This window comes from Chryseobacterium sp. MYb328 (genome assembly GCF_037572595.1).
Lineage (GTDB): Bacteria > Bacteroidota > Bacteroidia > Flavobacteriales > Weeksellaceae > Chryseobacterium > Chryseobacterium pennae.
The window spans coordinates 34,877-56,047 of record NZ_JBBGZQ010000014.1; the positions used below are offsets into that span (position 1 = coordinate 34,877).

At 35.9% G+C, this 21,171-nt stretch carries 22 protein-coding genes; 10 read left to right on the forward strand and 12 right to left on the reverse strand.

Translation table 11 applies throughout. The features are described from left to right. Window positions 1-77 precede the first annotated feature (77 nt). From WH267_RS14455 to WH267_RS14495, 9 genes are all read right to left on the reverse strand, one after another. On the reverse strand, window positions 78-695 hold the full coding sequence (locus WH267_RS14455) for a WbqC family protein (protein ID WP_409013150.1): 618 nt from the start codon (window positions 693-695) through the stop codon (window positions 78-80). 57 nt (window positions 696-752) lie between these two features. Next, a complete protein-coding gene (lepB, locus tag WH267_RS14460) occupies window positions 753-2,402 on the reverse strand; it encodes a signal peptidase I (RefSeq protein WP_123321229.1) in 1,650 nt (549 codons plus the stop codon). Between the two features lie 123 nt (window positions 2,403-2,525). Continuing rightward, complete coding sequence (gene dapB, locus WH267_RS14465; protein ID WP_340009199.1) at window positions 2,526-3,227, reverse strand: 4-hydroxy-tetrahydrodipicolinate reductase; 702 nt, start codon at window positions 3,225-3,227, stop codon at window positions 2,526-2,528. A 58-nt stretch (window positions 3,228-3,285) separates the two neighbouring features. Beyond that, window positions 3,286-3,927, reverse strand: coding sequence for a DUF5683 domain-containing protein (locus WH267_RS14470; protein WP_115973539.1), 642 nt, complete (start codon window positions 3,925-3,927; stop codon window positions 3,286-3,288). Then, window positions 3,928-4,818, reverse strand: a complete 891-nt coding sequence (locus WH267_RS14475; protein WP_340009201.1) for a ParB/RepB/Spo0J family partition protein — start codon at window positions 4,816-4,818, stop codon at window positions 3,928-3,930. A 70-nt stretch (window positions 4,819-4,888) separates the two neighbouring features. Beyond that, window positions 4,889-5,662, reverse strand: a complete 774-nt coding sequence (locus WH267_RS14480; protein WP_115973537.1) for a ParA family protein — start codon at window positions 5,660-5,662, stop codon at window positions 4,889-4,891. Between the two features lie 163 nt (window positions 5,663-5,825). Continuing rightward, window positions 5,826-6,671 (reverse strand): energy transducer TonB, encoded by an 846-nt coding sequence (locus WH267_RS14485; protein WP_340009204.1) that lies wholly within the window; start codon window positions 6,669-6,671, stop codon window positions 5,826-5,828. A gap of 197 nt (window positions 6,672-6,868) precedes the next feature. Further along, entirely contained in the window at window positions 6,869-7,159 is a 291-nt protein-coding gene (locus WH267_RS14490; protein ID WP_115973535.1) for a hypothetical protein, read from the reverse strand. Between the two features lie 160 nt (window positions 7,160-7,319). Then, window positions 7,320-8,606 carry an adenylosuccinate synthase gene (locus tag WH267_RS14495; protein ID WP_068941636.1) on the reverse strand — a complete coding sequence of 429 codons (1,287 nt, stop codon included), beginning with the start codon at window positions 8,604-8,606 and terminating at the stop codon, window positions 7,320-7,322. Window positions 8,607-9,246: 640 nt separating this feature from the next. On the opposite strand from WH267_RS14495, the gene WH267_RS14500 reads away from it, so the two are divergent. From WH267_RS14500 to WH267_RS14520, 5 genes are all read left to right on the forward strand, one after another. Continuing rightward, a complete protein-coding gene (locus WH267_RS14500) occupies window positions 9,247-10,179 on the forward strand; it encodes an alpha/beta fold hydrolase (RefSeq protein ID WP_340009207.1) in 933 nt (310 codons plus the stop codon). Window positions 10,180-10,444: 265 nt separating this feature from the next. Next, window positions 10,445-11,125 (forward strand): helix-turn-helix transcriptional regulator, encoded by a 681-nt coding sequence (locus tag WH267_RS14505; RefSeq protein ID WP_115973531.1) that lies wholly within the window; start codon window positions 10,445-10,447, stop codon window positions 11,123-11,125. A 237-nt stretch (window positions 11,126-11,362) separates the two neighbouring features. After that, window positions 11,363-11,626: a zinc ribbon domain-containing protein gene (locus WH267_RS14510; protein WP_340009209.1), complete on the forward strand. Its 264-nt coding sequence runs from the start codon at window positions 11,363-11,365 to the stop codon at window positions 11,624-11,626. Window positions 11,627-11,637: 11 nt separating this feature from the next. After that, window positions 11,638-12,156, forward strand: coding sequence for a HEAT repeat domain-containing protein (locus tag WH267_RS14515; protein WP_115973529.1), 519 nt, complete (start codon window positions 11,638-11,640; stop codon window positions 12,154-12,156). Window positions 12,157-12,172: 16 nt separating this feature from the next. Further along, a complete protein-coding gene (locus tag WH267_RS14520; protein WP_340009210.1) occupies window positions 12,173-12,745 on the forward strand; it encodes a hypothetical protein in 573 nt (190 codons plus the stop codon). Between the two features lie 69 nt (window positions 12,746-12,814). On the opposite strand, the gene WH267_RS14525 is transcribed toward WH267_RS14520, so the two are convergent. Then, entirely contained in the window at window positions 12,815-14,407 is a 1,593-nt protein-coding gene (locus WH267_RS14525) for an ABC-F family ATP-binding cassette domain-containing protein (RefSeq protein ID WP_340009212.1), read from the reverse strand. 195 nt (window positions 14,408-14,602) lie between these two features. On the opposite strand from WH267_RS14525, the gene WH267_RS14530 reads away from it, so the two are divergent. From WH267_RS14530 to WH267_RS14550, 5 genes are all read left to right on the forward strand, one after another. Further along, window positions 14,603-15,157, forward strand: a complete 555-nt coding sequence (locus WH267_RS14530) for a phosphoribosyltransferase (protein ID WP_115973526.1) — start codon at window positions 14,603-14,605, stop codon at window positions 15,155-15,157. 123 nt (window positions 15,158-15,280) lie between these two features. Further along, the gene (locus WH267_RS14535) at window positions 15,281-15,859 is read left to right on the forward strand and encodes an adenylate kinase (protein ID WP_115973525.1); all 579 of its coding nucleotides are present in this window, start codon (window positions 15,281-15,283) and stop codon (window positions 15,857-15,859) included. Window positions 15,860-15,924: 65 nt separating this feature from the next. Next, window positions 15,925-16,908, forward strand: coding sequence for a GTPase ObgE (gene obgE, locus WH267_RS14540; protein ID WP_115973524.1), 984 nt, complete (start codon window positions 15,925-15,927; stop codon window positions 16,906-16,908). Window positions 16,909-17,071: 163 nt separating this feature from the next. Next, on the forward strand, window positions 17,072-17,560 hold the full coding sequence (locus tag WH267_RS14545) for a DUF6438 domain-containing protein (protein WP_340009217.1): 489 nt from the start codon (window positions 17,072-17,074) through the stop codon (window positions 17,558-17,560). A 334-nt stretch (window positions 17,561-17,894) separates the two neighbouring features. Further along, window positions 17,895-19,196, forward strand: coding sequence for a DEAD/DEAH box helicase (locus tag WH267_RS14550; RefSeq protein ID WP_340009219.1), 1,302 nt, complete (start codon window positions 17,895-17,897; stop codon window positions 19,194-19,196). A 46-nt stretch (window positions 19,197-19,242) separates the two neighbouring features. Here the strand turns inward: WH267_RS14550 and WH267_RS14555 are convergent, their stop codons facing one another. Continuing rightward, on the reverse strand, window positions 19,243-20,400 hold the full coding sequence (locus tag WH267_RS14555; protein WP_340009221.1) for a hypothetical protein: 1,158 nt from the start codon (window positions 20,398-20,400) through the stop codon (window positions 19,243-19,245). Then, window positions 20,400-21,170, reverse strand: coding sequence for a TatD family hydrolase (locus WH267_RS14560; RefSeq protein WP_340009223.1), 771 nt, complete (start codon window positions 21,168-21,170; stop codon window positions 20,400-20,402). Before WH267_RS14560 ends, WH267_RS14555 begins: the two co-directional genes overlap by 1 nt. Window position 21,171: the final 1 nt, after the last annotated feature.

Here is a 21,171-nt window from a genome sequence, read left to right on the forward strand (position 1 = left end):
TTGATATTTGTTTTAAAGTCATATACAGTCGTCATGTGTTTTATTTTCAATAAAAATCCGACAGTGACGACCGTATATTAATGTTTTATATTTTTTATGTAAACAAGTGATTCAGGGCCTTTGTTACAGATAAGATCCAGAACCGATAAATCTTCTAAAAATCCTAATTTGTCTGAGAAGGTCTGATAATAGCTTTCCATTTCAAATTCTGAAGGAAGTTTTGCAGAAAACTTTTCTCTGAAACTGATTCCTTCCGGATTTTTGATATATTCTTCATTCAAAGAGTGTGCCTTTTCTGTTTTCAATATCTGTTGGATAACTTCTAACCCTTTAAGGTTAAAGTCCAAAAGAAACTTTTCTTTAAGATCAAAAATTTTCCTGAACTTATCTTCATAGTATTCGAAGTAAGGAGAGCTCTGATAAGCGGTTTTGATTGACTTCCAGTGGAGACCTCTCCAATCTTCTCTGTAAGAAAGTTCTATATCTTTCATCTCTCTTTTCCCGTTATGGTTGATAGGAATAATCAGAGATAATTTCCCATTCGCTCCGTAAATATTGGCTCTATTTCTATAGGTCTGCTTCGGAAAGTTTTCGAACTGTTCAAAAACAACTTCATTTTCAGGATCTAAAAACACTGAAAACCATGAAACCGGTGGCATATAAAATACCGGTAATAAAACATTCTTCATATTCATAATACAAAAATGAAGTATTTTTTCAAATACTTCATTCTATTTTAAGTTTAATTTTATTTATAACTCGTCTTCTGTCTTATTCTTTTTGAATAATTTCACAAAATATTCCCAACCGAAGAATAATATTAAAATCATTGCAGCAATCCACCAGTATGAAGTTTTATTGGCTTCTCCTGTATTGGTTGCTTTAAACATTCTGTCCCAACGGATCTTGAATGGTGCCTGATAGCTGGAGCTGCTGTCTGCAAAAGCTCCCTGAACACTCATCCATGTAAACATCGGCTTTCCGACAATATTTTCTTCCGGAACGAAGCCAAAGAATCTTGCATCTAATGAAGCATCTCTGTTATCCCCCACCATCATATAATAATCTTGTTGAATAGTATATTGATTAGCTTCTTTACCATTGATAAAGATCTTTCCGTTCTTCTTTTCTAAGCTGTTATGTTCATATTCAGAAATAATCCACTGGAACATTGGAAGGGTTTCATTGTTGATTGCTACCACATCTCCTTTCTTAGGAATTCTTACCGGTCCGTACCAGTCTTGATTCCAAGGTTTGTTAACCGGGAAAATAGACTGTGTAGTATCGATTTTTGTTCTGGCTTCATCTCTGTAAGCTATTGCTGCTTCTCCTTTTACCGAAACATCTTCTGTTATATCGGTTACGTGAGGAAGTCCTTTAATATCTTTAGCCGTTTTATCTGTAAGGCCCTGAAAAGCATAAATAAATCCTCCGTTATTCTGCTGCTGTTCTACTACCGGTAAAAACCCGTAAGCTTTATATAGTGTAGGAATATCTAACTGGCTATCAGTAGTCACAATATATCTGTGCTGTACTTCCTGATCTCCCAAAACAGTTTCCGGCTTTCCGTTTACAAAAAGTCTTCCGGCTCTCATTTCAAAAGTATCTCCGGCTGTAGCCACACATCTTTTTACATAAGGGTCTTTTCTGTCGATTGCTGTATGAACAGAATCCTGAGGATAGTTGAAAACAACTACATCATTTTTCTGAGGTTTACTGAACTGTAATATTCTTGTATAAGGTAATTTTACTCCGTCTACATAGGATTTCGGATCATCTTTTGGGTTTCCTTTCTGTCCGGTATCCATGATCGTTCCCTGAAGGAAAGGTATTGCTACAGGACGCATCGGAAGTCTGTATCCGTAGCTCCATTTGTTTACGAAAAGGAAGTCTCCTACCAATAATGTTCTCTCCATGGAACCTGTAGGAATCCCGAACGGCTGCGTTACAAAAACGTGAATAATAGTTGCAAATACTACTGCAAACGTAATAGAACCCAAAAATGTATCTTTCTTTTTTGCTTCTTTTTCTTCATCGGTAAGAAACAGCTCATTGGCATTTTCATCTTCTAATTCTACATCTTTGGAATAGTTGATTGTTGCCATATAAATGAACGGAAGGATCACAGTAAGAATCTGATCCTTGAAAAGGGTTTTCCCGAATTTCTTTACTAAATAAAGATGAAAAACAGACATCATGATAGGTCCTACAATCGGAAGATAGGAAAGGATAGCCCACCATTTCGGATGTTTTGTTTCTTTCAGGATAATGAAATAGTTATAAAAAGGTATAAATGCAAATAAAGGGCTATACCCCATTTTCTTGAACAACTTCCAAGTTGAAATCCCCATCAATACGGATAAAATGAGGACATACACTGTATAAGTTAAAAAATAATTCATAATTTTTTTGTGCCTGTTCTAAATATATAAATGATAAATGATGAGTAATAAACGATTACAGCGCGCTGCTATTTACTATTCATCATTTTCATATTGGTCTGCAATTTACAGAATTTGTTACAATTAAAGCCCTAAAACGTCCTTCATTCCGAAGTTTCCTTTTTTATCTTTGATCCATTCGGCAGCGACTACTGCTCCTAATGCAAATCCATTTCGGTTGAATGCGGTATGTTTGATCTCAATTTCATCCACTTCACTTCTGTAGTAAACGCTGTGAGTCCCCGGAACTTCATCTTCACGAACGGCGAAAATTCCAAGCTGTTTACCTTCTGTTTCTTCCAGTTTCCAAGCTTCAAATTTCGGATTATTATGAATGATTCCTTCTGCAATAGAGATTGCAGTTCCGCTTGGGGCATCTTTTTTATGGATGTGGTGAATTTCTTCCAGCTGACAAGAATATTCATTTACATTCTTCATCAGATCAGCTAATTTTTCATTTAGAGCAAAGAATAAATTAACGCCTAAACTAAAATTAGAACCATATAAAAAGGCTGTATCGTTATCTACAGCAAGTTTTTCTATTTCATCTTTTTTCTCCAGCCAGCCTGTTGTCCCACAGATTACAGGGATCTTATGTTCAAGACAAGCTTTGATGTTATCATAGGCAACTTCCGGTAAAGAAAATTCAATAACAACATCCGGATTGTTCAGATTTTCAGCAGTTGGGGTTTCCTTCAGTCGGGCAACCACTTCATGACCTCTTTTCTGTGCGATCTCATCAATGATTTTACCCATTTTACCATAACCAACTAATGCTATTTTCATGTAATCTTTTTTATTTTATTGTTACATTCAACCTTTCGGCTTCTGTATGTATTGTCTATTAAAATCTATAACTTAAAGCGAATCCTGTTTTAGGTGTATCAAAACCATATTGATCCTGGATCATTGAAGGCTTAAAGGTTAAATCAGGATCATGGCGGCTTTCATAAAGATGGGCATCCACTACTGCATCTACAATATTTAAAATATAGATCAATCCTGTAATGGCAATCGCATAATCTCTTTGTCTTTTTGCCCTGTCCTGAGCATTCCCTAAGGCTTTCTTGTCTAACCATGGACGGGCATCCACAAATTCATTAGGGGTCCCGTTTAATTTGGCTACATAATATTCGCGGTATTTTCTGTATTGATTATCATTCCATACAGCAATACCTACTCCCGCTCCAACAGCTCCCCAAACAATTGGAATTTTCCAGTATTTTTTATTATAAAACTGGCCTAATCCCGGCAATACTGCAGAATACAGTCCTGCTTTGGTTGGATTAAGCTTTATTGTTTTTCTGGTAGGCCCATTGGCTTTTTCAAGATCTTCAATGATCTTGGCTTCTGTTTTGGTAGCAGGTTTCGTCAAACGAAATTCCTCTTTCGGAGGTGTCTGTACCCGAACAGTATCAATAGGCGCAACTTGTGAGTAAGCTAATACAGCAATACACAAGAAAAATGTGAAAAATATTTTCTTCATTTATTTAATATGGGATAAAATATATTCCAGCTCTTCTTCATTTTTGAAGTCCAGAACAATCTTACCTTTTTTACCATTTCCAGAAGCCTTGATCTCCACTTTTACATCCAGGATGTCAGCGATGGTCTTCTGGGCTCTTTTATAGTTATTGGATAACTCGGCATTTACTTTTTTAGCAGCCTGAGATTTTGGATTTTTCAATGCAGCGGCAGCCTGTTCAGCCTGACGCACATTCAATTTTTCTTTAATGATCAGATCAAACAAAACCTGCTGATCTTCTTCACTTTCCAGACTGATGATCGCTCTGCCGTGTCCAGCGGAAATCTCACCACTTCTGATAGCATTCTGGATATCCGGATTCAACCTTAACAATCTGATTGAATTGGTAATAGTACTTCTATCTTTCCCTATTCTCTGGCTCAGGTTTTCCTGAGTCAGACCGATCTCCTCCAAAAGCCTGTGATAAGTAAGGGCAATTTCGATGGCATCAAGATCTTCTCTCTGGATATTTTCTACAAGAGCCATCTCAAGAAGCTCCTGATCGTTTACCAAACGAATATACGCAGGAACAGTCGTTAAACCTGCAATTTTACTTGCTCTGTAACGTCTTTCCCCTGATATGATCTCGAATTTCTCACCGTCTTTTCTTAAGGTAATCGGCTGGATTATTCCTAAGTTTTTAATAGACTGTGCTAATTCTTCTAATGCTTTTTCATCAAAATAAGTTCTCGGCTGCGTCGGGTTCGGATATATATCTTCAAGCGCAACTTCTACAATATTTCCCACAAACTTATCTGCTCCCTCATCTGTAGCGGAATTGACAGTTGCTTTGGATTCTGCACTTAAAATGGCGCCCAAGCCGCGTCCCATAGCTCTTTTTTTGTCCTTCATAGATATAATTGATAAATGATGTTTGCTAAGTGATGATTACCTCTCACCTATTGGCCATTTATTATTAAATTTAATTCTTTATTAAGTTTTCGTTCTTTAAAAGAACTTCTTCAGCTAACTGAATATACTGAACAGCCCCTTTACTTTCTGCATCATAGTTCAGGATACTTTCTCCAAAACTCGGTGCTTCGCTCAATCTTACATTTCTGCTGATGATGGTTTCAAAAACCATTTCCGGAAAGTGAAGATTGACTTCTTCCACTACCTGATTAGAAAGTCTTAATCGGCTGTCATACATCGTTAAAAGAAGACCTTCTATTCCAAGATCTTTGTTATGGATCTTCTGAACATTTTTAACGGTATTCAAAAGTTTCCCAAGTCCTTCTAATGCAAAGTACTCACATTGGATGGGGATAATCACAGAATCTGCTGCGGTAAGAGCGTTTACTGTAATCAGACCTAAACTTGGCGCACAGTCTATGATAATATAATCATAATCATCTCTTACACTGGCCAGAGCCTTTTTCAGCATATATTCACGATCTTCTTTGTCTACCAATTCGATCTCCGCTGCTACCAGGTCAATGTGTGATGGAATAATATCCAGATTCGGCGTTGCCGTTCTTTTGATACAGGTTCTTGTATCTGCACTATGCTCCAGTAGATTATATGTGGAATACTGAACATCTTCTACTCCCAAGCCAGATGTAGCATTGGCCTGAGGGTCAGCGTCAATGATCAATATTTTCTTTTCCAATACTCCTAATGCTGCTGCTAAGTTTACAGCGGTAGTAGTTTTTCCTACCCCACCTTTTTGATTAGCAATACCTATGATTTTTGCCATTATTAGAACTTTAAGTTTCAAAAATACACTTTTTTCTTTGCTCCCGATAGATAGAGAAAATCAAAATTGAGTTAAAATACTGTTAATAAGCAATTTAACAATAAAAAAAATTATCCACAAAAAAAAATCTTTGTGGATAACTATTAAAAATTGATTTTTGATATTAATTATCAAACTTCATGGAGATTGGAAATTTGAAGTAACTTCTTACAAATTCACCTTTTTTGTTTTTGGCAGGAATCCAGATTCCTTTGTTTGAAATTGCCTTCACTGTTCTGATTGCCTCATTATTAAAATCGGCGTTGGTTCCGTTAGCTTTTACCCCTGAAATTGTTCCATCCATTTCTACAATGAATGTAACCGTAGTTTTTATTATTTCTTCTGATTCAATTCCTGAACCGTCGAAGCTGTTCATGACTTTATTTCTGAAAGAATCTATCCCTCCTTTAAAATTCGCTTCCACTCCAAGATCGCCTGCATCTACGATTTTGCTTTTATCTACCGGCTCTGAAATTACTGGCGGCGGAGTATTGATTACCGGCCCTGATCCCACAGGTGCCGTTGTTGGCACATATGTATTCGGAGCGACTACATCTCCTTTAAAATGATCTGTAAAGCCTGCCACAGCATCATCAGGAACAACATCTTTTTTCACATTATCCTGTGCTGTACTTGATGGTGTAGGCACTGTACTGTCAAATGTTCTTTTATCGGGAGCAGTTGTTGGTTTTATAATTTCTACAGGAGGCGCTACTTCTGGAGTATCTACATTTTGAATATTAATCGGACCAATATCACAAGAAGTGTGCAAAATCTCCGGACCTTTAAAAGCTGATATTACAACTGGTGTAATAGAGACCGCAGCCATTAAACTTACTCCTATAAAAAGTGCTTTGGTTAATATTCTATCTGATTCGTTTCTTAATACATAAGCACCGTATTGTTTATTGCGGTGCTCAAAAAGGACTTCGTTAAAACGAAACTCCTGGTTTTGGTTCTGGTGTTTCATCACTATTACTATTTAAACTGTTAAAAAAATGTGATTATTAGTTTGATTAGTTCTTATCGATAAGCAATGTTTCAATATCAAAATATTTGCCAGAATTTTACCAAAACAACATAATATTATAAAATTTTATGAAAATATTTAAAATTTAACATTTCAAATAGTAAAAATATACGCTTAAAATCGTTCAAAGTATTGAATTATGTAAAAATCATCAGCAACATTATCAATGGTATTAATAGTCCCAGTGCATTGATAATAATGAGAATGACCGAGCTGATCTTTGCTTCCTTATAACTTTTAGCAGCAAAATATATAGCAGCAACACTAAACAGTAAACTGCAAACAACAAATAACATCAGCAAAAAATTACTGCGGATATTTATTGGAAATCCTAAATAAACACTTAGTAAAACAGCATATGCAATGGTAAAGTATAAGCTAATTACAATATTGTTCATGGCAGATTGAGGCAATTTATTGTTTTCCATCCGATTATATATAAGATTAAATATAAGCGTTTTCAATAACATAAACATTTTGAGAGCACATAATTACCAATATCAAGGTTTAAAACCCTGACATGGACAGCAAACAAAAAAAAGAGACCATCAAATCTGACAGTCTCTTTTTATATATGTTCTAAGAATATTAGAATAATTCTTTTCTGATGATGTTCTGACTTCTTTCAGGACCTACAGAAACTAAGTATACATTAATTCCTAAATATTTTTCGATAAACTCGATGTATTTCTGAGCGTTATCAGGAAGTTCATCATAGCTTCTAGCTTTTGTGATATCTTCCGCCCAACCTGGTAAATCCTGGTAGATTGGCTCATAGTTGTATAGCTTCTCTGTTGACGAAGTAAAGTAATCGATAATTTTTCCGTCTTCAGTTTTGTAATGCGTAACGATTTTAAGGTTTTCAATTCCTGTAAGAACGTCAAGTTTAGTAATCACAAGGTTATTGATCCCGTTGATCATACAAGCATGCTTTAAAGAAACAAGGTCTAACCAACCTGTTCTTCTTGGTCTCCCTGTAGTAGCTCCGAATTCCCCACCGATCTGTCTGATCTTTTCACCTAATTCATTATCTAATTCAGATGGAAAAGGTCCGTTTCCTACTCTTGTACAGTATGCTTTTGCTACACCGATCAGGTTTTGAAGTGATGTTGGAGGAACTCCTGCTCCTGAACAAACCCCTCCTGTAGATGGTGAAGATGAAGTTACGTATGGATACGTTCCGAAGTCGATATCAAGCATTAATGCCTGTGCTCCTTCAAATAAAACGTTTTTACCGTCTCTGATTGCCTCGTTTAGCTCTAATTCAGTATCAACGATTCTGTCCTGAAGCTGTTTTCCGATTTCTAAATATTCGTTATAGATTTCTTCAACGTCTAAGGCTGGTTTTCCGTAATATTTTTCAAAAAGAGAGTTCTTAACTTTTAAGTTTTTCTCAATTTTATCTCTTAAAATTTCAGGGTTCAATAGGTCAACCATTCTGATTCCGACTCTTGCGATTTTATCTTCATAGCAAGGTCCGATTCCTTTTTTGGTTGTTCCGATCTGAGTTCCGCCGTGTTCCTCTTCACGGTAAGTATCCAAAAGGATGTGGTAAGGCATGATAACATGCGCTCTTCTGCTGATAAAAATGTGATCTGTTCTCAAGTTTTTGCTCTCGATCTGACCAACTTCTCTAATAAAAGACTTAGGGTTTACCACTACTCCGTTCGCAATGATACATTTCCCTTTGCATTGAAGAACTCCTGAAGGAAGAAGGTGTAGAACGAATTTTTCTTCACCAACATATACCGTGTGACCAGCGTTGTCTCCCCCTTGGAAACGCACTACATAGTCTGATTTTGCTGATAAAACATCCGTGATTTTACCTTTACCTTCATCTCCATACTGAAGACCTACAACTACATAAGTTGACATATTTTACTTTTGTTTTAAGATTCGTGCAAAATTACTTTTAAAAAATTGAGTGGGCAAATTTGAGGCTGATTTTATTTTTGGGTGGGGTGAAAATCATGAGGTTGAATATTATCTTATTTATGGTTATTTTACTTTTGCATCTTCTTAAAACCGCCTATATTTACTATCAAATATTTAAAATGAAAAATATTATTTTACTCCCTCTCACACTTATTCTAGTGATTTCTTTGAGTTTTTCCACCAAACGAACTACAGTCCGAAAGTATGAAGTAACAGGAAGAATAGTTAATAATATTTCTCTTCCTCCAAATTGTGGATATATATAGCTTATGCTACAATTATAGAATTTGAAATTATTAATTCAAATTTAAAAAACTATACAGATAAAAAAATTCCCATTATAGTTAAATGCCCAGAACTTTATGGGAATCATTTTTTTGAAAAAGATAAAATTTACACACTAAGTCTCATTAACAAAAGCCAAACTGATTTCGGTTGGACTATTCCAAATCTAAGTATAGAAAAAAAATATATGCTGAATAAAAAATTGTGGGCAACATCAATAAAAAAAGAGGAATAGTTTCCATTAATTAAAACATTTTTTATTCCTTATCTTTGATTAGCATCTAAATAAGCTATTATGCCAGTATCTCAAAAATCAGCATACATTCCCTCCAACTCCAACAAAGCCTCCCAGCTTTACTACACTCCGTTTATTCCACAAACAGCAAAAGCCACTCTCCTCATCGTTCACGGCATGCAGGAACACAGTGGAAGATATGCTGAAATAGCAGAATATTTTGCCAATCACGGAATTGCAGTACTGACTTATGACCATCTAGGCCATGGCAAATCTGTAAAAGAGAAAAAGGATATCGGGTTCTTCCAGCTTGAAAAACCGGATGAAAGATTGATTGCTGATGCAGAAATGATGGCAGATCATCTTGCAGTACAATATCCGGATGTTCCCCATTTTATTTTGGGGCATTCCATGGGATCATTTATTACGCGTTGTCTACTTCAGAAGGCCAGTCATAAATTTGCTGGAGCAATCATCACAGGAACTGGTGGACCTTTACCGGGAATTGACCTATTAAGAGGATATTTATCTTTGGCCAATATGATCGCTCCACGACATCGTACTTTTTTAAATTCTGTTTTTACCAAGGTAAACAATAAGCATTTTAAAGATGATAAAGACTTTGGTGATACAAGCTGGCTCAGTGTTAATCCTAAGAACAGAAAAAATTTCGAACAAGATGAGTTGTGTGGAATTCCTTTTACTCACAATGCTTTTTATACTCTGTTTACGGTTTATAAAAGAGCGACCTCAAGGGATTGGGCTGCTGCTATTTCTCCGTCATTTCCTTTTCTGTTTGTAAGCGGGCAGAATGATCCGATTGGTGATTTCAGCAAGGGAGTGATGGTTACTGTTAACAATTTAAAAGCTGATGGCTTTCAGGATGTAAATGTGAAGGTCTATCCAGAAATGCGTCATGAGATTTTAAATGAGGAAATATGGGAGCAGGTACTGAACGGGATTTATGATTGGATCTTGAAACATTGTAAATAGACTCTCGCTGGTTTTGCAGATTTTTTCTTAGTTACAAAAGCTATTTACATTTATTCTAACCAAGTTTTACCCTCCATTGCTTTCAATAATCCATTCAAAAAGTTTAATATTCATGATATTCCTACAGATTATACAGATTTCGCTGATGTCTATGGATATATTTGCAAGATCTGGGAGAACTTGTATGTGCTGAGATTGCTGCGCTGCGCCCGAAATGGTCACCATATTCAATAATTTTATATTTTTGAATCTCATGCTTTAAATAATGAACAGAATTGACCGACTGATTTCCGTGCTTACCACCCTGCAATCTAAAAAGTTTGTAACCGCTGATTATATTGCTGACAAATATGAAATCAGCATCAGAACGGTTTACAGGGATATTAAAGCTTTGGGTGAAATTGGAGTTCCTATTGATTATGAACCGCAGAAAGGCTATACCGTTTTGCAGGGCTTCTTTCTTCCTCCTGTTCTTCTGACCAGTGATGAAGCCAATGCTTTAATTATAATTTCCAAACTTTCTGAGCGTTATACAGACAAAACGATACAGAAAAATGTTGGCAATGCAATAGACAAGATAAAATCGGTCTTACGATATAGCGAGAAGGAAAAAGCTGATCAGTTACAGGAAAAGATCGGCATTTATGTTTCTCGTGATACCGACCATAGCAAGGATTATCTTACCATCATACAGAATGCTATTGTTGATAAGCAGATTTTAAAAATAAGCTATCTCAACAATTCAAACGAAACCAGTGAAAGGGAAATTGAACCTATCGGTATGAGCTTTTACACCAACCAATGGCATCTGATTGCATGGTGCTGGAAAAGAAAGGAATACCGGGATTTTAAGGTTTTGCAGATTCAGGACTTGAAGAATGCGGATCAGCCATTCAAAAAAGAGATGCATTTTACCCTTGAGGAGTATATTAATTCTTTGACGTAGTTTATAGGATGGGAGCAGGAAGAGGGATGCTGGAAGTTTCTCCCAGGTGAATAACTTCTGAAAGCCTTTGTAATTATTCTTAAAAATAAACTGAATAAATAGCTATATACATCTACTCCCAGCCTCCGGCTTCCACAACTTCCATCTCCCAGCACCCAACTACCTTTCAAATAAAAAAACAGACTGACATAGGGTTGACAGTTGCCTTATTTACCTTTGTCCAACATATAATACAACATGGATAAAGTATACAAAAATTGCCAGAGCTGTGGGATGCCTCTGAAAAAATCACCCAACGGAGGCGGAACCAATACTGACGGTTCTATCAGCACAAAATATTGTGATTATTGCTATGAAAAAGGACAGTTCAAACTATCAAATATCACAGCACTGGAAATGCAGGAATTTGTAAAAAATAAAATGAAGGATATAGGGTTTCCCGGTTTTCTGGCCAGTTTATTTTCAAAAGGAATTCCTAAATTAGAACGCTGGAAAAATTAAAAATCAACACCATGACTATAGAAGAACTTTTTAAAGACAAGACTTCCAAAGCAAAGGAAAAAACAGAAATCATCAGCAAATGGATTATTGATACTTCTCTGCCAACAGATGAACTGATTGCTTTTGCTGAGAAAGCAAAAGACCCGGTAAAAGGGACCTGCATAGAAGCTATGGAATATGCTACCAAGCAAAACCCTAACCTGGCAGACGAAACCGTATTCACTTTTATCACCAATACCCTTACTGAAAAAGCTCCCAGAATAAAATGGGAAAGCGCTAAAGTGATTGGTAACACCGCTCAGTTATTCCCCGAGAATCTGGACATGGCCATCACCAATCTGACAGCAAACACTGAGCATGAAGGAACAGTTGTCCGTTGGAGCGCTGCTTTTGCATTGGGAGAAATACTGAAGCTGAAAACTCCACACAATAAGACTCTTCTTCCAGCACTTGAGAACATTAGTGAAAAAGAGGAAAAGAACAGCATCAAGAAAATTTATCTGGATGCGATTAAGAAAACCAAAAAATAAAATGCTATAAAAAAACATGAATGAGTTTATAAAAACAGCCGAAGAATATGTCCTGAATAATGCAGGGGATCATGTTGAAGTTAGTTACACAGAAGATTATGATGACATCTTTGTCTTCGGTTATCAAGCAAAAGATAAAAAAATAATGTTAATAGGTCAAGGGCCAATACTTCTTGTAAAAAAGGATGGAAGAATATTTGAATATGGAAGTGCTACAGGAGTAAAACAAGCTCTTATTGAGGTAGTCACCAAATTAAATAAGGAAAGGTTAATAAAAATTTTCTATGAAGAATATAATATCCAAAACAACAATTACCATTTAATAATCAATGATATATACAGAGATGATGATGGTGAAGATCTTAATAACCTGATCACCGTTTTATTAAGAAACAGAATTGAATATTCTACTCTGGATGAAAACAATAAAACACATTTTCATTATTACACTAAAGAACAATTGGAAGAAATTTTAAAACAGACTCCTATCAACTTAGGTAAATATTTTTCTCATGATTTGGCTGATGTTCTTATTGATCTTATTAACACAGATATCTATTTCAACTGGACATTGTCAGAAGCTAAATAATTTTGTCGTCCCGCAGAAATCTTTTACACATAAAGATTTCTGCAGAATGACAAATAATATATAAATATTTTATGAGCCCAATAAAATCTCACGGCTCACTCCAATCTCTTCAAGAAACACTTCATCATGCGAAATCACCAGCAGCGTCCCACGATAATCTTTAATAGAGTTGGTCAGAATTTCTACATTCTGCAAATCCAGATTATTGGTAGGTTCATCAAGAATCATCATATCCGGAGCTTTATTACTGATGGAAAGCCCGCAAAGAAGCAGTCTCAGCCGTTCTCCTCCACTTAAAACACCGCATTTTTTATCCCAGGTTTCTTTACTGAATAAAAACCGTGACAATAAGGTCTTCACTTCCGATTCCTGCAAAGCGCTGTCATTGAATGTTTGTACAAAATCATATAATGTGAGCTCATTATCAATCAATGAATATTCCTGATCGATATAAATACTGTTGAACTCAGTAATACTGATATTTCCGATGGAAGGTTTTATACTTCCCAAAAGAAGCTTTATCAAAGTAGTTTTTCCTGAACCATTAGAGCCTTTAATTGAAATTCTGTCTCCACTTCGTACTTCAAGATCAAGATTCTCTTTCCAGAGCTTTTCTTCACTATAACTAAAATTAATATGCTCTGCTGTAATTAAAATCTTCCCGGAATGTAAACCGGAATCATTGAAATTGACTTTCATCTGATCAGCATTCTTTACAGAGGAACGTAAATCTCTCAGATCTCCTGAGATACCACTGATCTTTTCTGTATGTACACTTTTCAGTTTTGAGGTATTTTTTTCTGCATTGTTCCGAAGTGTATTCATCATAATTCTGGCCACACCGGATTTTTCCTGTTTCTGTTTTCCTCTGGCATCAAGCTTTTGTTTTCGTTCCAGAGTTTCCCGTTCTTTTTCTTTTGCTTTTTTCAATGCCCGTTCTTTGGCATGAATATCATTTTGTAAAGCTTCATCCTCCACTTCCTTCTGCTCTGTGTAGAAATCATAATTTCCGCCATAGGTAGCAATTCCCTGATTACTTAGTTCAAAAATTGTATCGACAAGGTTCAGCAATGTCCGGTCATGACTTACAATAACAACGGTAGCACTTACTTTTTCAATCAGGTCATACAGGAGTTTTCTTCCTTCCAGATCCAGATGATTGGTAGGTTCATCCAAAATAATAATCTCAGGCTGATTGATCTGAATTCCGGCAAGAAAAACCTTGGTCTTCTGTCCGCCACTCAATCTCTCTAGTTTTTGGTTTAAGTCAAAATCCTGAAGATTCCAATATTGTAGTGCATTCTGACAGCGTTCTTCAATATCCCAGTCGTCATTCAGTAGTTCAAAATAATGTTCATCCACTTCCCCACTTGTGATTTTTTCAAGGGCAAAAAGCTTTTGATCTATATTCAGACACTCTGCGATCGTTAAATGATTAAAATTTCCGAACATTTGGGGAACATAGAAAATTTCACCCTGAATGTTTACACTTCCCTCTAATGGCTGTATTTCATTTGCTATAATTTTCAGCAGGGTAGATTTTCCCATGCCGTTGCTTCCTACCAAAGCTGATTTGGTATGAGATGGTACTGTTAAATTGATATGATTAAAAAGGAGATCTCCTCCCGGAAACCCAAAGGATATATTTTGCAGTAAAATCATGATTTCTTTCTTAATAAAGGTTAAACACCGGTAACTCATGGGCTACCGCTTCATTGAATCTGAAAGAAATTATATCCTACATGTCTGTATTTATGGGTTCGAAAGAACAAATATAGTATAAAACGGTGATTAAACACAAAAAGATTTTAATGAAAAATCTAAAATCCGTAACTTTGCCAACTACTAAAATTTTTTATGGAAAGTATTAAAGTTCACGACAAAACTTTCGTTCCTTATTTAAAGGATGCCGAAATTCAGGAAATTGTAAAAGAGACAGCATTAAGAATTTATGAAGATTACAAAGACGAAGTTCCTGTTTTCATTGGTGTTTTGAATGGGGTTATCATGTTCTTCTCAGATCTTTTAAAATATTATCCTGGGGAATGCGAAATCGCTTTCCTTCAAATGAGTTCTTACGTAGGAACTGAATCTACAGGGATTGTTTATCAAAAAATGGAGCTGACAAAAGATGTAAAAGACCGTCACATTATTCTTGTAGAAGATATCGTTGACACAGGAAATACGGTTGAAAGTCTGTTCAAATATTTTCAGGAAACACAACGTCCTAAATCTGTAAAGCTGGCTAGTTTCTTACTGAAGCCTGAGATTTACAAGAAGGACTTCAAACTGGACTATATTGGAAGAGAGATTCCAAATAAATTTGTTCTTGGTTATGGATTGGATTACGATGAATTGGGAAGAAACCTACCTAATTTGTACCAATTAGAAGACGGACAAATTAATCATTAAATGCCTATAGCTATCAGCTACTGGCTTTTAGCTTTAAATATTAAATCGAAATAAAGTAAAATATTAACTAAATAAAGCTAAAAGCAAGAAGCACTTGCCAATTGCCGGAAGCGAAACAACATTATGATAAACATTGTTCTGTTCGGCCCTCCAGGAAGTGGAAAAGGAACACAAGCTCAGAATCTAATCGAAAAATTCAACTTAAAACAGGTTTCAACAGGTGATCTTTTCAGATACAACATGAAAAATGACACCGAACTAGGAAAACTGGCTAAGTCTTACATCGATAAGGGAGAATTGGTTCCGGATCAGGTAACAACAGATATGCTGATTGATGAGATCAGAAAACCTACCGACACTAATGGTTTTATCTTTGATGGATATCCAAGAACTACTGCTCAGACAGAAGCGTTGGAAAAAATCGTTAAAGAAGAACTTAATGATGATATTGACATTTGTCTTTCATTAATCGTAGAGGATAAAATTTTGGTGGAAAGACTTCTGAAAAGAGGGGAAACCAGCGGAAGATCAGACGACAGCAATGTAGAGATCATTGAAAACAGAATTAAAGAATATTATACTAAAACAGCAGAAGTAGCCGAACTTTACAAGCAACAAGGTAAATATGTTGAAGTAAACGGTGTAGGTGAAATTAACGAAATTTCCCAGAAACTTTTCGCTGAGGTAGAGAAAATTAAATAATCGAGATTCGGGATACGGGATACGTATTTTTCGTCCCGTAGCTCGCAACTCGTAACAAATACTATATGTCTAACTTTGTAGATTACGTAAAAATCCATTGTAAAAGCGGACACGGAGGTGCTGGTTCTGCCCACCTTCGCCGTGAAAAGTATATTCCTAAAGGTGGTCCCGATGGTGGCGATGGAGGTCGCGGTGGACACGTCATTATGAGAGGAAATGCTCAGGAATGGACTTTACTTCCGCTTCGATACACCCGCCACATAAAAGCTGAGCGTGGTGAAAACGGAGCCAAAAACCAGCTTACCGGTGCTGATGGTTCCGATATTTATATTGATGTTCCTATTGGAACGATCGCTAAAAATGAAGAAGGAGAAATTATCGGCGAGATACTTGAAGACAAGCAGGAAATCATTTTGATGGAAGGAGGAAAAGGAGGAAAAGGAAACGAATTCTTCAAATCTTCTACCAATCAAACTCCAAGATATGCTCAACCAGGAATGGATAGCCAGGAAGGCTATGTAGTCTTTGAGCTTAAAATTTTGGCCGATGTAGGATTGGTTGGATTCCCGAATGCCGGAAAATCTACACTTCTAGCTTCTGTTTCTGCAGCAAAGCCTAAAATTGCTAACTATGCCTTTACAACCCTGACTCCAAACCTTGGAATTGTGGATTACAGAAATTACAAATCATTTGTAATGGCCGATATTCCGGGAATTATTGAAGGAGCAGCAGAAGGAAAAGGATTAGGACACAGATTCCTGAGACATATTGAAAGAAACTCTATCCTGTTGTTTTTAATTCCTGCAGATTCTGAAGATCACTTCCAGGAATTTAAGGTACTGGAAAATGAATTAAAAGAATATAATCCTGAGCTTTTAGATAAAGATTTCATTATTTCTGTTTCAAAATCCGATCTTTTGGATGATGAACTTAAAAAGGAGATTGCAGCGGAGTTCCCGGAGAATAAACAACCTTTATTCTTTTCAGGAGTTACCGGAGAAGGTCTTGTAGAACTGAAGGATGCTATCTGGAAACAGCTACACGGATAATTTCAGATTGAGAATTTGATTTTAAAAAATATTAATAAAGAGGAGCAGTTTTGTTCCTCTTTATTTTTTAGCCTTTAATAATACTCTCCTATTTTTCCAATTTTATTTTCCGTATGTTTTAGATTGGAATGGTTATTGAAAGTGTCTAAAGAAATTGTAAGCTATGAAATATGTACTAGGCCTTTGTGCTTTTATATTTTTATTTTCCTGTACTTCTCAGAAAGTCAATTCAAAATATTCTAAAATAGAATATCAGGCCACCCCGTGTTTTGGGTTCTGCCCTGTCTTCACCATGACCATCAATCCGGACAGAACAGCAGTTTTTGAAGCGGAACATTTTAATTTCACCGATAAACCTTCAAAAGACGAATTCTCCAAGCCCAGAGAAGGAACTTTTAAAGGAACCATTAAAGAGGCAGATTACAATAAGCTCATCAGTTTACTGGACGGTTTAGAGGTAAAAAATTTAAATGACAAATACGGAGAAAAAAACATTACAGACTTACCTACCTCTTATTTAAGAATCAATTTTGCAGATGGTACTTCAAAAAATGTGGAAGATTATGGGAAACGGGGAAGCGAAAAGCTTTCAGAAGTGTATCACTTTTTTGAAAATCTTAGAAAGAACCAGCAATGGATCAAGGTGAAATAACCACTCATCTGATACAATAAATATAAATGGCTGCCTTAGATTAGGCAGCCATTCTTTATATAAAATAATCGTATTTATTTTTTAATAAACTGTTTTGTAACCGAACCTTTTTCAGTTGTAATATTGATAATCTCATTTAAGAAAAAGCCATTAACTATAATTAAATACATTCACCAATTAACAAATATGGGTATGAGCCTTATAATGAATTAATCAGGGCAGATAAAGCCTACTTCATCATTGTGAAAATCTTAATTTTTTTTAACCTACCTTTGCAAAATGTAATTCTTTCAAACAGAGGGAATTTTTTATTTAAAATTTTAAAATAATTCATTTGAATTTTACAGACTTAAACTTAATAGAACCTATTGCCAAGGCAATTCAGGAACAGGGATATACGACTCCAACACCCATTCAGGAAAGATCTATTCCTGATATTTTACAAGGCAGAGACTTTTTAGGCTGTGCACAGACAGGAACAGGAAAAACAGCAGCATTTGCTATTCCTATTTTACAGAATCTATCTAAAAATAAAATACCAAATAAAAATATTAAAGCTTTAATCCTTACGCCTACCAGAGAATTGGCGATCCAGATTGAAGAGAACATTAATGCTTATGGTAAATATCTTCCGCTAAAGGAACTTGTTATTTTCGGAGGAGTAAAACAGGGAAATCAGGAAGCTGCTTTAAAAAGAGGGGTTGACATTTTGGTGGCTACACCGGGAAGACTTCTTGACTTTATTGCTCAGGGTATTATCAGCTTAAGAAATCTTGAAATATTTGTTCTTGATGAAGCGGATAGAATGCTTGATATGGGATTTGTGCATGATGTAAAAAGAATCATCAAACTTTTACCACAAAAAAGACAGACTCTGTTCTTCTCTGCAACGATGCCCGTAGAGATTCAGAAACTGGCTAATTCCATTCTGAACAACCCGGTAAAGGTAGAGGTGACTCCGGTTTCTTCTACTGCAGATACCATTAAGCAATCCGTTTACTTTGTAGAAAAGGAAAACAAGCTAAATCTGTTATCTCATATCCTACAAAATGACATTTCAGACTCTGTATTGGTATTTTCCAGAACGAAGCACGGTGCTGATAAGATTGCAAGAAAACTTCAGCAGGACAATATCTCTGCTGAGGCGATTCATGGGAATAAATCTCAGAATGCAAGACAGAACGCCCTTAATAATTTTAAATCAGGAAAAACAAGGATTCTTGTCGCTACAGATATTGCAGCAAGAGGTATTGATATTGATGAATTAAAATTCGTGATCAATTTTGAGCTTTCTGATGTTTCTGAAACGTATGTACACAGAATCGGAAGAACAGGAAGAGCGGGAGCTGAAGGATCTTCTATATCTTTTGTAGATGGTCTTGATCTTACGAACCTGAAAAACACAGAAAAGCTGATTGGAAAGAAAATTCCTGTCATCAAAAATCACCCGTTCCATACGGATAATCTTATAGCTCAGAAAAGAGATTCTAATAACAAACCGGCTTCTGCTGGTACCGACAGGGCCAGAATTTCTAATAACAGTAACAATTCCAGGTCAAATAAAAAGAAACCGGCTGGAGGAGCTTCGGTTGGGTTTAAAAAACCTAAGAACAAAAATTTCACCAGAAAAAAATAAATAGTAAACCCCTTTCAAAATGAGAGGGGTTTATTTTTTATTGAGGTTAATCTATTGCGTCTGATTCTTTCCGTTTGGTATAGCAATATCCGATAATACAAAAAGGCAAACAGGCTGCTAAATATGTGGTAGAAAAGAAATTACTCTGAAAAGAAAATCCTAAAATCAGATATTTCTCAGTCACAAAGCTTACCATTACTAAAAAAGTGATATAAGCTGAAAAATAAAACACCATTTCTATTCTTTTAGCATACAATGAGGAAATGATTGCCAGTACAATGAAAAATAACATCACGTATTTGTTACTTTGTCCCTGGAGTGTTAAGGGATTATAGTGTAACAAGTGATCAAGGCTTTTGGCAGGCAGAAAGACTGTTGCCAGTAATATTGCTACTGTTAGTAAAAAACTTATCCCAAACTTTATTCTCTTTTCCCAGTGAGTCAGCAAAAAAGGTCTTAACATAAAAATAATTAATGGTATAATCACTACACTTCTTGTAAGACACAGAATACCTATACTTACTCCCAGCAGGAGAGGTTTCTGAAAATAATCATGTTTAAATCTGCTATGCCATAAGAGCATAAACGCAGCAACAGCAATAAAAGAAGCAATAAAATCACTTTTACAGACCACATCATAAATATAGGCCAATGATACTCCCAGCATCAATACTGCTATAAACCGAATGAAATTGCTTTTAAATTCCAGGCAGATCGTATATGAAAAGAGTAAAAAAGCACCCACCTGAAGGTATCCTACATTTCCTAAAAAATAAAATATACTGGAAATAAGCAGCTGCCCCGGAAGGTAAGAGGACAGATTCCCCATAAAGTTCGGAGTATCATAAATATACTTTCCTTTGATCCAGTATTCTAAAGAAAACTCTAAAGTCTGCCATCTATCTATATTCATTTTGTAAGGATCTTTCATCACATGGCACATAGCAATATAAGCAACAGCAATGCATCCTATCAGGATATAAACCAGTTTTGCCGACACTATTTTCTTAAATCCCGACCATTTCCCTAAAAAAAACATCACTGCGTTTCCTACAGCGAAAACAGCCACTAAAATACTGAGAGGTATAAAAGACTGCCTGATCCCATACTTTGTCAGGAATAAAAGATTAATAACAAAATAAACAGCAAACAGGATAATACTATTGAGCCGGTTATCTTTTACAAACTTTAGAATTCCATTCATTATACCTCAGTTTTAAAAAGATTCCGTGCATTTTCGGTAGTGATTCTGTCTATTTCAGAAAAGTCTTTACCGTAAATATTTACCAGCTTTCCAGCTACCAGATCAAGATATGAACTTTCATTTCTTTTTCCTCTGTGCGGAACCGGAGCTAAATAAGGGGAATCTGTCTCCAATACGATTTTATCTAAAGGGATTTCGCTCAGAAACTGGTCTATTTTTCCGTTTTTGAAGGTCACTACTCCACCGATCCCCAAGATAAAATTCAGGTCCATTGCGTGCTGTGCCTGCTCCAGATTTCCGGAAAAGCAATGAAAAATTCCTCTTAATTTAGGATGTTTCTTTCTTTCCAGCACCTCGAATGTTTCATCAAAGCTTTCTCTGGTATGAATAACGATAGGAAGATCTTTTTCTATCGCCCAGTCGATTTGCTGTTCAAAAGCTTTTACCTGAATGTCCAGGGTTGTTTTATCCCAGTACAGATCAATACCGATCTCTCCTATTGCCGGAAAATGCCTTTGGTCAAGATAACTTTTAACGATCTCAAGCTCTTTTTCCCAGGATTCAGGCTTTACATAACAAGGATGTAACCCCATCATTGAAAAAATCTGTCCCGGATATTCTGCTTCCAGTTCAAGCATTTTCCCATGGGATTCGGAATCAATTGCCGGAAGATAAAACTCCGTAATTCCTTTATCTAAAGCTCTCTGAATGGCTTCTTTTCTGTCTTCATCAAATTCTTCTGCGTATAAATGGGTATGTGTATCAATCATT